This is a genomic window from Massilia paldalensis (genome assembly GCF_044901715.1).
In the GTDB taxonomy this organism is placed as follows: domain Bacteria; phylum Pseudomonadota; class Gammaproteobacteria; order Burkholderiales; family Burkholderiaceae_D; genus Telluria; species Telluria paldalensis.
Genome location: NZ_JBJCIU010000004.1, coordinates 361657 through 375746, shown reverse-complemented (window position 1 = coordinate 375746; position 14090 = coordinate 361657). Strand labels below are relative to the sequence as shown.

Annotated in this window: 11 protein-coding genes; 9 read left to right on the top strand and 2 right to left on the bottom strand. The window is 66.3% G+C overall.

All coding sequences use genetic code 11. The features are described 5' to 3' along the window. Nucleotides 1–142: 142 nt before the first annotated feature. Together ACI1V7_RS21015 and ffh are read right to left on the bottom strand one after the other, a co-directional pair. Nucleotides 143–550 carry an SWIB/MDM2 domain-containing protein gene (locus tag ACI1V7_RS21015; RefSeq protein WP_290414324.1) on the bottom strand — a complete coding sequence of 136 codons (408 nt, stop codon included), beginning with the start codon at nucleotides 548–550 and terminating at the stop codon, nucleotides 143–145. A 251-nt stretch (nucleotides 551–801) separates the two neighbouring features. Continuing rightward, complete coding sequence (gene ffh, locus ACI1V7_RS21010; RefSeq protein ID WP_404533797.1) at nucleotides 802–2166, bottom strand: signal recognition particle protein; 1365 nt, start codon at nucleotides 2164–2166, stop codon at nucleotides 802–804. 252 nt (nucleotides 2167–2418) lie between these two features. On the opposite strand from ffh, the gene ACI1V7_RS21005 reads away from it, so the two are divergent. The 9 genes from ACI1V7_RS21005 to ACI1V7_RS20965 all read left to right on the top strand — a co-directional run bounded on the left by ACI1V7_RS21005 (nucleotide 2419) and on the right by ACI1V7_RS20965 (nucleotide 14020). Further along, entirely contained in the window at nucleotides 2419–3351 is a 933-nt protein-coding gene (locus ACI1V7_RS21005; protein ID WP_404534169.1) for an ABC transporter substrate-binding protein, read from the top strand. 8 nt (nucleotides 3352–3359) lie between these two features. Further along, the gene (locus tag ACI1V7_RS21000; protein ID WP_404533796.1) at nucleotides 3360–4193 is read left to right on the top strand and encodes an ABC transporter permease; all 834 of its coding nucleotides are present in this window, start codon (nucleotides 3360–3362) and stop codon (nucleotides 4191–4193) included. Beyond that, nucleotides 4194–4988, top strand: coding sequence for an ABC transporter ATP-binding protein (locus ACI1V7_RS20995; RefSeq protein WP_404533795.1), 795 nt, complete (start codon nucleotides 4194–4196; stop codon nucleotides 4986–4988). It begins immediately after the preceding gene. Nucleotides 4989–5075: 87 nt separating this feature from the next. Then, nucleotides 5076–5879: a cytochrome C assembly family protein gene (locus tag ACI1V7_RS20990; protein WP_404533794.1), complete on the top strand. Its 804-nt coding sequence runs from the start codon at nucleotides 5076–5078 to the stop codon at nucleotides 5877–5879. Beyond that, nucleotides 5876–6175, top strand: coding sequence for a PP0621 family protein (locus ACI1V7_RS20985; protein WP_404533793.1), 300 nt, complete (start codon nucleotides 5876–5878; stop codon nucleotides 6173–6175). Before ACI1V7_RS20990 ends, ACI1V7_RS20985 begins: the two co-directional genes overlap by 4 nt. A 49-nt stretch (nucleotides 6176–6224) precedes the next feature. Beyond that, complete coding sequence (locus ACI1V7_RS20980) at nucleotides 6225–7922, top strand: sensor histidine kinase (protein WP_404533792.1); 1698 nt, start codon at nucleotides 6225–6227, stop codon at nucleotides 7920–7922. A gap of 53 nt (nucleotides 7923–7975) precedes the next feature. After that, on the top strand, nucleotides 7976–9451 hold the full coding sequence (locus tag ACI1V7_RS20975; RefSeq protein ID WP_404533791.1) for a sigma-54-dependent transcriptional regulator: 1476 nt from the start codon (nucleotides 7976–7978) through the stop codon (nucleotides 9449–9451). Between the two features lie 474 nt (nucleotides 9452–9925). Next, nucleotides 9926–12850: a ribonucleoside-diphosphate reductase subunit alpha gene (locus tag ACI1V7_RS20970; RefSeq protein WP_404533790.1), complete on the top strand. Its 2925-nt coding sequence runs from the start codon at nucleotides 9926–9928 to the stop codon at nucleotides 12848–12850. Nucleotides 12851–12919: 69 nt separating this feature from the next. Next, nucleotides 12920–14020, top strand: coding sequence for a ribonucleotide-diphosphate reductase subunit beta (locus tag ACI1V7_RS20965; protein ID WP_404533789.1), 1101 nt, complete (start codon nucleotides 12920–12922; stop codon nucleotides 14018–14020). Nucleotides 14021–14090: the final 70 nt, after the last annotated feature.

Genomic DNA, 14090 nt, shown 5'->3' with positions numbered 1-14090 from the left:
GTCATCGCGATGCCATGGTGGGCGCGGCCGGCGTAGGCATCACATGCCCACCATGCCGGCCGGAGCCGCAATAAAACAAAAGCCCCGTCTTGGCGGGGCTTTGTCGTATTTGGCCAGCGGGGCAGCCGGTCTTTCTTGCTTATTATTTGAGGTGATCGGAGATCAGCTTGGTCATCTCGAACATCGACACCTGGGCCTTGCCACCGAAGACGGCTTTCAGCTTGTCGTCGGCATTGATCATGCGCTTGTTGGCGGCATCCTGCAGGTTCTGCTTCTTGATGTATTCCCAGACTTTCTTGGTCACTTCGGTGCGCGGCAGCGGTTTTGCGCCGACGACTTCGGCCAGCGTTGCCGACGGGGTCATCTCTTTCATGAAGGCGGCGTTGGGCTTGCGGGCTGCGGCCGGCTTCTTCGCTGCGGGTGCTGCTTTCGGTGCTGCTGCTTTGGCAGGAGCTGCTGCCTTTTTAGCTGCCGGCTTCGCCGCGGCGGCCGGCTTGGCTGCGGCGGCCTTTTTTGCCGGCGCTGCGGTGGTTTTTTTGGCTGTTGCCATATTCGAGCCTCCTAAACGGAACACATGGAAAATTGCGCTATGAATCGCACAGCTAATATTGGTAGGGATTTAGTGTTCGTGCAAGTCTTTTTCGAAACTTTTTCACTCTGATATGCCCCGAATCCGCCGATTGTGTTAGCCGGGCCTCCTAACGCCGGAAAACAAGCCTTTTGCGCGGGCGGGGGATGGGAAAAAAAGCAAAAAAAAGCCGCGGGAGCGGGGCTCGCGCGGCGTGCGGGAAGGGCGGCGGATCAGCGCATGCCCGGCATCATGCCCTTCATCCCGCGCATCATCTTCATCAGGCCGCCGCCCTTGAGCTTCTTCATCATGGTGTTCATCTGCTCGTACTGGTTCAGCATGCGGTTCACTTCCTGCACCTGCACACCGGCGCCGGCCGCGATGCGGCGCTTGCGGTTGGCCTTGATCAGTTCCGGCTTGGCGCGTTCCTGCGGCGTCATCGAATCGATGATGCCGCACATGCGGCGCACCTGCTTCTCGGCCTGGTCCATGTTGGCGCCGGCGGCGGCCTGCTGGAACTGGGCCGGCAGCTTGTCGAGGAGGCCGGCCATGCCGCCCATCTTCTTCATCTGCGTGAGCTGGGCCTTGAAGTCGTTCATGTCGAACTTGCCGCCCGATTTGATCTTGTTGGCCATGTCGGCCGCGGCCTGCATGTCCACGCCCTTGCGCGCTTCCTCGACCAGCGCCAGGATGTCGCCCATGCCCAGCACGCGGTTGGCCATGCGGGCCGGATCGAAGGCTTCCAGGCCGTCCAGCTTTTCGGAGACGCCGGCGAACTTGATCGGCTTGCCCGTCACGTGGCGCACGGACAGCGCGGCGCCGCCGCGCGAATCGCCATCGAGCTTGGTCAGGATCACGCCCGTCAGCGGCAGCGCGTCGTTGAAGGCCTTGGCCGTGTTGATCGCATCCTGGCCGACCATGGCATCGACGACGAACAGGGTCTCGATCGGTTTGACGGCCGCGTGCACGGCGGCGATTTCCTGCATCATCGCCTCGTCGATGGCCAGGCGGCCGGCGGTGTCGATGATCAGGACGTCGTGGTAGTGCTTCTTGGCCCAGTCCAGCGCGGCCAGGGCGATGTCGACCGGCTTGTCGTTGGCGGTGGACGGGAAGAAGTCGGCGCCGACCTGCTTGGTGACGGATTCCAGCTGCGCGATCGCGGCGGGGCGGTACACGTCGGCCGACACGGTCAGGACTTTTTTCTTCTGTTCCTTCAGGTACTTGGCCAGCTTGCCGGTGGTGGTGGTCTTGCCCACGCCCTGCAGGCCCGCCATCAGGATGATCGCGGGCGGTTGCTGGGCGAACGAGAGCTGGCTGGCTTCCGGGCCGAGGTCGGCGCCCATCAGCGCCGCCAGTTCCTTCTGCACCACGCCGACCAGGGCCTGGCCGGGGGAGAGCGAACCGATGACTTCCTCGCCCAGCGCTTTTTCCTTCACCTTGGCGATGAATTCGCGCACGGCCGGCAGGGCCACGTCGGCCTCCAGCAGGGCCAGGCGCACTTCGCGCAGCATGTCGGCGGTATTGGCCTCGGTCAGGCGGGCCTCGCCGCGCATCGTCTTGACGACCTTGGCAAGGCGTTGGGTCAGGTTATCCAGCATGTTCTACCTATATATGAGAAAGCGCGGCAAACGCGCATTTTACCTTATCTCGGGGCGTGTTTTTATGGGACAAGAGCCATAGCAGGTCCGTTGCAAGCGTGTGTATCAATCACGCTATTTGATCTGGGGTAAATACGATCTGGAGCGCTTCGGCAAAAATGTTGCCTTGCAGTATGAGCCGCAGGCAAACGTTTGGAGACACGCGCAATGACAGCAAACCCGTTCGGCAAGATCCTCTTTGCCATCGCCCTGATGGTCGGCGACAGCGCCGACGCCGGCGAGGAGGTGGTGCGCCTGGGCAACCTCAAGCTGGCCCACTTCGGCGCCGTCTCGTACATCAAGGAGATTGCGCCGCGCTGCGGGATCCGCGTCGAAGAGCGGGTGTTTGCCAAGGGCCTGGACGTCATGCAGGCGATCATCGCCGGCGAGCTCGACGTCGGCGGCACTGCCTCCGAAGCCGCCATCGCGGGCCGGGCCGCCGGCGTGCCGGTGGTGGTGGTGGCCGGCTTCGCGCGCGGCGGCGCGCGCCTGGTGCGGCGGCAGGATCAGGCCATCCGCGGCGTGCGCGACCTGAAAGGCAAGAAGGTCGGGGTGACGCGCGGCTCGATCCAGGAAGTGCTCCTGATGGCGGAACTGCAGAAGGCCAACCTGTCGTGGGCGCCGGGGCCGGGCAAGGACGTGCAGGTCGTCTACCTGGCGTATCCGGACCTGAACCAGGCGCTGATGGGCGGGCACGTGGACGCCATGATGCAGTCGGAACCGCAATCGTCGCAGGCGATCAATAAAGGCTTCGGCGTCGAGGTCGTCAAGCCCTACGACACCCCGATCGGCGAACCGGTACGCACGCTGGTGATGACGGAAAGCTTCTACAAGAACCGCCGTCCCGTCGCGGAGAAATTCATGCGCTGCTTCGTGCAGGCCACCAGCGCCTTCATCGGCGACCGCCAGCTGGCCGAGCACTACGTGCGCCACACCGTGTTCAAGGGCCAGATCAGCGCCGAGGACTTCCGCGACGCCATCGAGAACTCGCCGTACAGCTACGACATCACGCCCCAGCACATCCAGGTCACCACGGACGTCATGGCCAGGACGGGCGTCGGCCGCATGGTCCGGCCGCCGCTGGCGAAGGACTGGGTCAGGACCGACCTGCTGGACGCGGCCAAGGCCGGCCTGAACATCCGCTAGGAGAGAGCATGAGCAAGTACAAGGCAAGGGAGATCGCGGTGGGCCTGGTGGTGCCGCTGGCGGCGCTGCTGGCCTGGCAGTCCGTGGCGGCGCTGGGATGGGTCGACCGCAACGTGCTGCCGGCGCCGCTGCAGGTCTGGCACAAGTGGCTCGACTACCTGCTTCCGCTGCAGGACTATGCCGCCTTCGCGAAGAGTGGCGCGGGCGGATGGCTGGCCTGGCTGCTGTCCGGGGAACTGCTGCACGACGCGCTCGGCAGCCTGTATCGGGTGGGCGTCGGCTTCGCCGTCGGCGCCGCGCTGGCGCTGCCGCTGGGCCTGGCGATGGGCACGAGCCGCGTCGTCTACGCCTGGATGAACCCCCTCGTGCAGCTGCTGCGGCCGATCCCGCCGATCGCCTACATCCCGCTGGCGATCCTGTGGTTCGGCCTGGGCAATGCGCCGGCCGTGTTCCTGATCGCGCTGGGCGCCTTCTTTCCCGTCTTGATGAATACCGTGGCCGGCGTGCGCCAGGTCGACGGCATCTACCTGCGCGCCGCGCGCAACCTCGGCGCCGATGGCCCGACCATGTTCCTGCGCGTGATCCTGCCCGCCGCCGTGCCCTACATCCTGACCGGCATGCGGATCGGCATCGGCACCGCCTTCATCGTCGTCATCGTGTCCGAGATGATCGCCGTGAACAACGGCCTCGGTTTCCGCATCCTCGAGGCGCGCGAGTACTTCTGGTCCGACAAGATCATCGCCGGCATGGCGACCATCGGCCTGCTGGGGCTGGGGATCGACGCCGCCATGAACCGCCTGAACAACCATCTGCTGCGCTGGCACCGCGGCCTGGAGCACTGAATGCACGCATCCATCGTCATCGACCGCGTCACCAAGGCCTTCGCCGGCGACCGCCGCAGCACGCCGGTGCTGCAGGACGTCAGCCTCGTCATCCCGCACGGCCAGTTCGTCTGCCTGCTGGGGCCATCCGGCTGCGGCAAGTCGACGCTGCTCAATGCCATCGCCGGCTTCGCCCCGCCGACCTCCGGCACCATCGTCTCCGACGGCATGCCCGTCATGGGGCCGGGGCCGCAGCGCGGCATGGTATTCCAGGAATACGCGCTGTTCCCCTGGATGACGGTGGCGCAGAACATCGGCTTCGGCCTGCAGATCAAGGGCCAGCGCCGGCCCGAGATCGCCGCGCGCGTGGCCGCGCTGCTCGAGATGCTGTCGCTGTCGGACTTCGCCGCGCGCTACCCGAAGGACCTGTCCGGCGGCATGCGCCAGCGCGTGGCGATCGCGCGGGTGCTGGCGCTCGATTCGCCGATCCTGCTGATGGACGAACCGTTCGGCGCCCTCGACGCGCTCACGCGGCGCAACCTGCAGGACGAATTGCTGCGCATCTGGGCGGAGCTCGACAAGACGATCGTGTTCGTCACCCACAGCATCGAGGAAGCGATCTACCTGGCCGACCGCATCGTCGTGATGACCTACCGGCCCGGCACGATCAAGCGCGACCTGCTCGTCGAACTGCCGCGCCTGCGCGACCCGGCCGCGCCCGAATTCAACGCCCTCAAGCGAGAGCTGGGCATGCTCGTCATGGAAGAGCAGCAACGCCACCACCGTGCCGAGATGCGTGCCGCCGCGGTCGACTGACGTCCCCCGTCTGGTGCCAGCCTTTACCCGGTCTTTACCTTTTGGTAAGCCAACCTCGGTAGACCGGGATGGTGTAGACTCGCCGGTATGCAAACCACCTTTTTCATTGCCGCGGCCATCCTGTACGCGGTATGCGCCCTGCTGCCGTCGAAGCGGGGCGCGCTCATTTCCGGCACGACGGCCGCGGCCTGGGCGCTGCATGGCGCCGCCCTGTGGCCGGACATGCTCGCCAACGGCACGCTGCGCGTCGGCTTCGCCTTCATGCTGTCGGCGGCGCTGTGGATCTCGGTGGCCGCCTACTGGATCGAGAACCGCAATTTCGCGCTGGACGGCATGCGCCGCATGGTGATGCCGTTCGCGGCCGTCGCGGCGATCCTGCCGTCCCTGTTCCCCGGGAACCTGATGCCCGTGCAGGCGCAGTCGCCGGCATTCGCCTGGCACGTCGCCGTGGCCGTCATGGCCTACAGCACGCTGACCATCGCCGCCTTCCACGCCGTGCTGATGGCGCTGCAGGAGGCGCGCCTGCATACGAAAAGCGCCAGGAAAGGCTGGCTGGGCGCCGCGATCGACCAGCTGCCGGCGCTGCTGACCATGGAAAAGCTGTTGTTCCGCATGATCTGGATCGGCTTCGTCCTGCTCAGCCTGACCGTGCTGTCCGGCCTCGTGTTTTCCGAGCAGCTGTTCGGCAAGGCCTTGCGCTGGGACCACAAGAATGTGTTCGCGCTGCTGTCGTGGCTGTTGTTCGCCGCGCTGCTGGCCGGACGCCGCTGGCGCGGCTGGCGCGGCAAGACCGCGCTGCGCTTCACGCTGGCGGGATTCGCTACGCTGGCGCTGGCCTATGTCGGCAGCCGTTTCGTGTTTGAAGTCGTTCTGCACCGGGGGTTCGTATGACGCGACTGCTTTTCTGGATTGCGCTCGTCATCCTCGTGGTGATGGCCGTGCGCAGCAAACTGCGTGCCGCGATGGCGCGCGCCCAGGGCCAGGCGCCCCAGGGCAGGGGACCGGCGCAGCCCGCCGGTGCCGGCAGCGCCGGCGGCGCGGGCACCTGGCAGCGCGTCGAGGACCGCTCCGAACCGATGGCCTGCTGCGCCCAGTGCGGCATCTATTTCCCGGCGTCGGAAGCGGTGCGGGTGGGCGGACGCGACTTCTGCAGCACGGCGCACGCGCACCAGCCGGCGCCGCGCTGAGCCGCGCTGAGTCGCACGCGTAACCCCGGCTGATCCGCTCCCGCGCTGCATGGCGTCCTGGCCTTCCCTGACCGCCGAGTCGCGCTCGACCTTCTGGCGCTCGCTGCAGACCTTCACGGTCAGCCGCATCGTGATCGCGCTGGTGCTGCTGCTGTACCTGAGCATCGATGCGCGCCGCGGCCAGCTGTCGACCGCGACCTATACCGAGATCTGCATCGCCTACGTGGCGCTGGCGCTGGGGTTCGCCGCCGTCTGCTACCGCTGGCGCCGGCGCTTCCTGCTGCAGCTGGTCGGCCAGGTCATGACGGACCTCGCCGCGATCTCGCTGCTGTACCTGGCCGGCGGCGGCGTGCGCAGCGGCCTGGCGCTGCTGTACCTGTTCCCGCTGGCCGGCGCCGCCATGCTGGCGCCGCTGCTGCTGGCGCTGTTCTCGGCCGCGCTGGCCACGCTGTTCGTGCTGGCCGAGACCATGTGGCAGATCGTCGCGCGCTTCGAGGATCCGCCGCTGATGCAGGCGGGCCTCACGGGCGCCGCTTTCTTCGCGCTGGTGCTGGTGGTGAACCGCCTGGCGGAACGCCTCATCTCGCAGGAGGAACTGGCGGCGCGGCGCGGCACCGACCTGCGCATCCAGCAGGCCGTGTACCGCATCGTCGTCGAGGACGTGGGCGACGGCATCCTGGTGCTGGACCGCGACGGCCAGGTGTTCGGCGCCAATCCGGCGGCGCGCCGCATGCTCGGCCTGGAAGCGCGGCTGGCCGACGACGCCGGGGGGGAGGGAGGCGCCGATGCGGGAACCGCCTTCCGCCTGGCCGACGTGCCAGCGTTCGAGCCGGTGGCGCACAGCTTCGCCGCCTGGATCGCCGGCGCCGGGGCGGCCCACGAAGCACACGAAGGGCCGGCCGACTACGTGACGATCAAGCGCTGGCACGAGGAAGAGGGGGCCGCGCGCGGCCGGCTCGACCAGCCGGCCCACGTGAAGCTGCGCTTCGCGCGGGTGGCGACGCCGCGCGGCGAGGCCGAGCGCAGCGTGATCTTCATGCAGGACGTGAGCGCCATCGAGAACCAGGCGCAGCAACTGAAGCTGGCCTCGATGGGCCGCCTGACGGCCAGCATCGCGCACGAGGTGAGGAATCCCCTGTCGGCGATCGGCCACGCGACGTCGCTGCTGGCCGAGGATTTGCACGGTCCGGCCGAGCAGCGCCTGCTGCGCATCGTGAACGACAACGTGGTCCGCGTGAACCGCATGGTCGAGGACATCCTGAAGCTGTCGCGCAAGGTGCAGCCGAACGGCGAGCCGGTGGCGCTGGCGCCGTTCCTGGCCGAGCTGCAGGCGGAATTCACGGAAACCCAGGGCATGCGCAGTGATATAGTAGCCATCGGCGACGCCGGCGCCCTGGCCGTGCGCTTCGACGGCCTGCACCTGCGCGAAGTGCTGGTGAACCTGCTCGGCAATGCGGTGCGCTACGCCAGCGGCAAGCCGGCCAGCATCCGCGTGTTTCCCGTGCTCGACGCGACGGCGCGGGTCGAGCTGCACGTGCAGGACGACGGCCGCGCGATCACGCCGGAAGTGCGCGCCCACCTGTTCGAGCCGTTCTACACCACCTCGAGCAAGGGCACGGGCCTCGGCCTGTACCTGGCGCGCGAGCTGTGCCTGAACAACGGCGCGATGCTCGACTACGAGGTGCGCGCCGACGACGACGGCGGCACCAGCGGCCGGTTCGTGATCACGTTCGGCGCATCGGGCTGAGCGCGCGAGCGCTACTATATAGACAGAGACAGACGAAGAAGGCCAGCAACCGCATGAGTTCCCCCCGCATCCTCGTGGTCGACGACGAAGCCGACCTGCGCGAGCTGCTCGAGATCACCCTGCTCAAGATGGGCCTGGACGTGGACAGCGCCGCCACCGTGCGCGAAGCGCGCCAGTTCCTGGGCCGCACGCGCTACGCGCTGGTGCTGACCGACATGCGCCTGCCCGACGGCCTCGGACTGGAACTGGTGCGCGAAGTCGCCGCCAGCCACCGCGACACCCCGATCGCCGTCATCACCGCCTACGGCAGCGCCGAGAACGCGGTGGTGGCCCTGAAGGCGGGCGCCTTCGACTACGTCTCGAAACCGGTGGTGCTGGACGACCTGCGCACGATGGTGCGCTCGGCGCTCAAGCTGTCCGACCTGGGCGGCGCTTCGGCTTCTGCTTCGGCTTCGGCCGCGGCGGCGGTGCCGGCGGCCGCGCCGGTCCCGCAGGAGAGAGACTCGCGCCTGGTCGGCACGTCGCCGGCGATGCAGGCGCTGCGCACCCAGATCGAGCGGCTGGCCCGTTCGCAGGCGCCGATCGCCATCAACGGCGAATCCGGCAGCGGCAAGGAGCTGGCCGCGCGCGAGATCCACGCCCGCAGCGCGCGCGCCGCCGGGCCCTTCGTCGCCGTGAACTGCGGCGCGATTCCCGAGGCGTTGATGGAGGCCGAATTCTTCGGCTACCGCAAGGGCGCGTTCACGGGCGCGTCCGACGAGCGCGATGGCTTCTTCCAGGCCGCGGACGGCGGCACGCTGATGCTCGACGAGGTCGCCGACCTGCCGCTGGCGATGCAGGTCAAGCTGCTGCGCGCGATCCAGGAGCGGCGCGTGCGCAAGATCGGCGCCACCGCCGAGGAGCCCGTCGACGTGCGCATCGTCAGCGCCACCCACAAGGACCTGGCCCGCTGCGTCGAAACGGGCCAGTTCCGCCAGGACCTGTTCTACCGCCTGAACGTGATCGAGCTGACGCTGCCGCCGCTGCGCGAGCGCCTCGACGACCTGCCGCTGCTGGTCGACGCGGTTCTGGCGCGCCTGGCCGGAGCGGGCAATGCGCGCCTGGGCTCGGGCGTGCTGGACCTGCTGCGCGCCTATTCCTTCCCCGGCAACGTGCGCGAGCTGGAAAACATCCTGGAACGCGCGCTCGCGTTTGCCGACGGCGGCGTGATCCAGGCCGGCGATTTGCTGCTCAAGGGCGCGCGCGTGGGGGAGGGCAGCCCGCCCGCTTTCGCGCCGGCGCCCGTGCCGGCACCGTCGGTGCCCGTGCCCGCGCCCGCGGAAGCCCCGGCCGCCGCGCCGCCGGCGGACGACGGCGCGCTGCCCAGCAACCTGCCCGACTACCTGAGCCAGGTCGAGCGCGACATCATCCTGCGCGCGCTGACGCAGACGCAATTCAACCGCACCCAGGCCGCCGGCCTGCTCGGCATCAGCGTGCGCCAGCTGCGCTACCAGATGCAGAAGCTGGGCATCCACGCGCCGGAACCGTGATTTCCTGTCCCATAAATACTTTCTTTTACGCAATTTTTATGACGCGCCGGTGACAGGGATGCACCAGCGTCGCGCCCCCGAAACGCCATGTTAGTACTCACTATCAGGCGATGGCTGGGCTGTGCTCGCTTTAACAAAAGTCAAGCCGAGCGCATAAAAAAAATCATCGGCCGAGGCCCTTTGATCCTGCCGAATATCGACTACAATTAGGTTCATAACGCAGTCCACCACTAGATGTAGTGGTCTGCCACAAGAACTCGGCAGTAAATCAGTAATCAAGAAATAGCAAGCAAGCAGTAACAGAGGGGCCCCATGGCAGTGGTTTCCGGAACATGGCTCCCCTCTTTATTTTTCGCGCAAAGTTAATAGGCTGCCAATTTTGACCAGTTGGCAGCATCCTTTTGTAACTCTCGATGGGGCCGTACCGCGGTCCCGCACACGTCGGTGGCCGACGAACGCCATCCTGGAGGCTCAATGCAAACATCTTCGGACATTTCCATCAATTCGAACGCGGCACCGGGATCGGCGAACGCGCTGGTCGCGAACGGCGACTACCGCATCATCCGCCGTAACGGCGCCGTCGTGCCGTTCGCACCGACCAAGATCGAGGTCGCCGTGACCAAGGCCTTCCTGGCGGTGAACGGCGAAGGCGCCCGCGAATCGGCGCGCATCCGCGAACTGGTGGCTGCGCTGACCAGCAACGTGGTGTCGGCGCTGGTGCGCCGCCAGCCGAATGGCGGCACCTTCCACATCGAGGATGTGCAGGACCAGGTGGAACTGTCCCTGATGCGCTCGGGCGAGCATGACGTCGCGCGCGAATACGTGCTGTACCGCGCCAAGCGCATGGACGAGCGCCGCGCCGCCAAGGAAGCGGCCGGCGGCACCCAGGTCGCCGCGCCGCAGTTCAACGTCGTCGACGGCGGCGTGCGCCGTCCGCTGGACATGAACGAAGTCGCCGCGCTGATCAACGCCGCCTGCGTGGGCCTGGAAAAGCACGTCGATGCCGACGCCATCCTGGCCGAAACCGTCAAGAACCTGTACGACGGCGTGCCGGTCGAGGAACTGCATAAATCCGCGATCCTGGCCGCGCGCGCGCTGATGGAAAAGGACCCGGCCTACAGCCAGGTCACTGCGCGCATCCTGCTGCACACGATCCGCAAGGAAGTCTTCGGCAAGGAAACCCCGCAAGCCGGCGCCGCCGCAGAATACATCACCTACTTCCCGCAGTACATCGCCAAGGGCATCGACGCCGAGCTGCTCGACGAGGAGCTGGGCAAGTTCGACCTGCAGAAGCTGGCCAAGGCGATCGTCGCCGACCGCGACCTGCAGTTCGGCTACATCGGCCTGCAGACCCTGTACGACCGTTACTTCCTGCACATCCGCGACACCCGCATCGAAATGCCGCAGGCGTTCTACATGCGCGTCGCGATGGGCCTGGCCCTGCGCGAGGAAAACCGCGAAGCGCGCGCGATCGAGTTCTACAACCTGCTGTCGAGCTTCGACTTCATGAGCTCGACCCCGACCCTGTTCAACTCGGGTACCCGCCGCTCGCAGCTGTCGTCCTGCTACCTGACAACCGTCGCCGACGACTTGGAAGGCATCTACGACGCCATCAAGGAAAACGCGCTGCTGTCGAAATTCGCCGGCGGCCTGGGTAACGACTGGACCCCGGTGCGCGCGCTGGGCTCGCGCATCAAGGGCACCAACGGCAAGTCGCAGGGCGTCGTGCCGTTCCTGAAGGTCGCCAACGACACCGCCGTCGCCGTGAACCAGGGCGGCAAGCGCAAGGGCGCCGTCTGCGCCTACCTGGAAACCTGGCACCTGGACATCGAGGAATTCCTCGACCTGCGTAAAAATACCGGCGACGACCGCCGCCGCACCCACGACATGAACACGGCGAACTGGATTCCCGACCTGTTCATGAAGCGCGTGATGGAAAAGGGCGACTGGAGCCTGTTCTCGCCGTCCGAAGTGCCGGACCTGCACGACAAGGTCGGCCGCGCCTTCGAGGAAGCCTACCTGGGCTACGAAGCCCGCGCGGCACGCGGCGAAATGACCGTGTACAAGAAGATCCCGGCGCTGGACCTGTGGCGCAAGATGCTGTCGATGCTGTTCGAGACGGGCCACCCGTGGATCACCTTCAAGGATCCGTGCAACATCCGCTCGCCGCAGCAGCACGTGGGCGTCGTGCACTCGTCGAACCTGTGCACCGAGATCACGCTGAACACGAACGACGAAGAGATCGCCGTCTGCAACCTGGGTTCGGTCAACATGCCGGCCCACATGAAGGGCGACGGCCTGGACATCGTCAAGCTGCAGAAGACCATCCGCACCGCGATGCGCATGCTCGACAACGTCATCGACATCAACTACTACGCCGTCGACAAGGCCAAGAACTCGAACCTGCGCCACCGCCCGGTCGGCCTGGGCATCATGGGCTTCCAGGACTGCCTGCACATGATGCGCGTGCCGTTCGCGTCGGACAAGGCCGTGGAATTCGCCGACCGCTCGATGGAAGCCGTCTGCTACTACGCCTACCTGGCCTCGACCGAGCTGGCCGAGGAACGCGGCCGCTACGGCTCGTACGAAGGTTCGCTGTGGGACCGCGGCATCCTGCCGCAGGACTCGATCAAGCTGCTGGCCGAGGAACGCGGCGGCTATCTGGAGCAGGACCTGTCGGAAACGATGGACTGGTCGATCGTGCGCAACCGCATCAAGCAGTTCGGCATGCGCAACTCGAACTGCGTGGCGATCGCCCCGACCGCGACCATCTCGAACATCATCGGCGTGTCGGCCTGCATCGAACCGACCTTCCAGAACCTGTACGTGAAGTCGAACCTGTCGGGTGAATTTACCGAGATCAACTCGTACCTGGTGCGCGATCTGAAGGCGCGCGGCCTGTGGGACGAGGTCATGATCAACGACCTGAAATACTTCGACGGCTCGCTGTCGCGCATCGACCGCGTGCCGCAGGACCTGCGTGACATCTACGCGACGGCCTTCGAAGTCGAGCCGAAGTGGCTGGTGGAAGCCGCCTCGCGCCGCCAGAAGTGGATCGACCAGGCCCAGTCGCTGAACATCTACATGGCCGGCGCCTCGGGCAAGAAGCTGGACGAGACCTATAAACTGGCCTGGCTGCGTGGCCTGAAGACGACCTACTACCTGCGCACCATCGCGGCGACGCACATGGAGAAGTCGACCACCCGTACCGGCGCCCTGAACGCCGTGCCGGTCGACGGCGGCCTGGCCGCCGGCGCCGCCGCGGCGGCTGCCGCCAGCGCCGCGATGTCGGCCGCGGCCCCGGCCCCGGCAGCACCGGCCGCGGAGATCGCGGAAGGCGCCGCCTGCTACCTGCGTCCCGGCGACGCCGGTTTCGACGAGTGCGAAGCCTGCCAGTAAGAACACGTAATCCGGACCCCCGCCTGGGCGGGGGCAACCTGCCGAATCAACATCAAGAAGGAACACATCATGGCTCTCTCCTGGGACGATGAACCGGCCGCCGCGCCGGCGCCCGCAGCCAACCCTGCCGAAGCCTCCGCCGCCGACGTCGCCAAGCGCGTGAACGCGGACGACAAGCGCATCATCAACGGCCAGACCGACGTCAACCAGCTGGTCCCGTTCAAGTACAAATGGGCCTGGGACAAGTACCTGGCCGGCTGCGCCAACCACTGGATGCCGCAGGAAGTGAACATGCAGCGCGACATCGAGCTGTGGAAAAACCCGAACGGCCTGACCGAGGACGAGCGCCGCATCGTCAAGCGCAACCTGGGCTTCTTCGTGACCGCCGACTCGCTGGCCGCCAACAATATCGTGCTGGGCACCTACCGCCACATCACGGCGCCGGAATGCCGCCAGTACCTGCTGCGCCAGGCGTTCGAGGAAGCGATCCACACCCACGCCTACCAGTACATCGTGGAATCGCTGGGCCTGGACGAGAAGGAAATCTTCAACGCCTACAACGAGATCCCGTCGATCCGCGACAAGGACCAGTTCCTGATCCCGTTCATCGACGTCATCAACGATCCGGAATTCAAGACCGGCACGCTGGAAAACGACCAGAAGCTGCTGAAGTCGATCATCGTGTTCGCCTGCCTGATGGAAGGCCTGTTCTTCTACGTCGGCTTCACCCAGATCCTGGCGCTGGGCCGCCAGAACAAGATGACGGGTGCCGCCGAGCAGTACCAGTACATCCTGCGCGACGAATCGATGCACTGCAACTTCGGCATCGACCTGATCAACACGATCAAGATGGAAAACCCGCAGCTGTGGACCGCGGAATTCCGCGAAGACATCAAGAACCTGTTCCTGCAGGCCGTCGAGCTCGAATACCGCTACGCCGAAGACACCATGCCGCGCGGCGTGCTGGGCCTGAACGCGGCCATGTTCAAGGGCTACCTGCGCTTCATCGCCAACCGCCGCGCCGTCCAGATCGGCCTGGACGCGCTGTTCCCGAACGAAGAGAACCCGTTCCCGTGGATGAGCGAGATGATCGACCTGAAGAAGGAACGCAACTTCTTCGAGACCCGCGTCACCGAGTACCAGACCGGCGGCGCGCTGAGCTGGGACTGATCCCCGATTGACCCGTCGCCCCTGCGCAGGCAGGGGCCCAATTTTTGCCCGCGTCAACGAAACGCTTGCA

What these genes read in the sequence shown, in the direction of transcription:
- ACI1V7_RS21000 (WP_404533796.1), top strand. Translation starts at nt 3,360, where the DNA reads ATGAGCAAGTACAAGGCAAGGGAGATCGCGGTGGGCCTGGTGGTGCCG.
- ACI1V7_RS20985 (WP_404533793.1), top strand. Translation starts at nt 5,876, where the DNA reads ATGACGCGACTGCTTTTCTGGATTGCGCTCGTCATCCTCGTGGTGATG.
- ACI1V7_RS20975 (WP_404533791.1), top strand. Translation starts at nt 7,976, where the DNA reads ATGAGTTCCCCCCGCATCCTCGTGGTCGACGACGAAGCCGACCTGCGC.
- ACI1V7_RS20980 (WP_404533792.1), top strand. Translation starts at nt 6,225, where the DNA reads ATGGCGTCCTGGCCTTCCCTGACCGCCGAGTCGCGCTCGACCTTCTGG.
- ACI1V7_RS21005 (WP_404534169.1), top strand. Translation starts at nt 2,419, where the DNA reads ATGGTCGGCGACAGCGCCGACGCCGGCGAGGAGGTGGTGCGCCTGGGC.
- ACI1V7_RS20970 (WP_404533790.1), top strand. Translation starts at nt 9,926, where the DNA reads ATGCAAACATCTTCGGACATTTCCATCAATTCGAACGCGGCACCGGGA.
- ACI1V7_RS20990 (WP_404533794.1), top strand. Translation starts at nt 5,076, where the DNA reads ATGCAAACCACCTTTTTCATTGCCGCGGCCATCCTGTACGCGGTATGC.
- ACI1V7_RS20965 (WP_404533789.1), top strand. Translation starts at nt 12,920, where the DNA reads ATGGCTCTCTCCTGGGACGATGAACCGGCCGCCGCGCCGGCGCCCGCA.
- ACI1V7_RS20995 (WP_404533795.1), top strand. Translation starts at nt 4,194, where the DNA reads ATGCACGCATCCATCGTCATCGACCGCGTCACCAAGGCCTTCGCCGGC.
- ffh (WP_404533797.1), bottom strand. Translation starts at nt 2,166, where the DNA reads ATGCTGGATAACCTGACCCAACGCCTTGCCAAGGTCGTCAAGACGATG.
- ACI1V7_RS21015 (WP_290414324.1), bottom strand. Translation starts at nt 550, where the DNA reads ATGGCAACAGCCAAAAAAACCACCGCAGCGCCGGCAAAAAAGGCCGCC.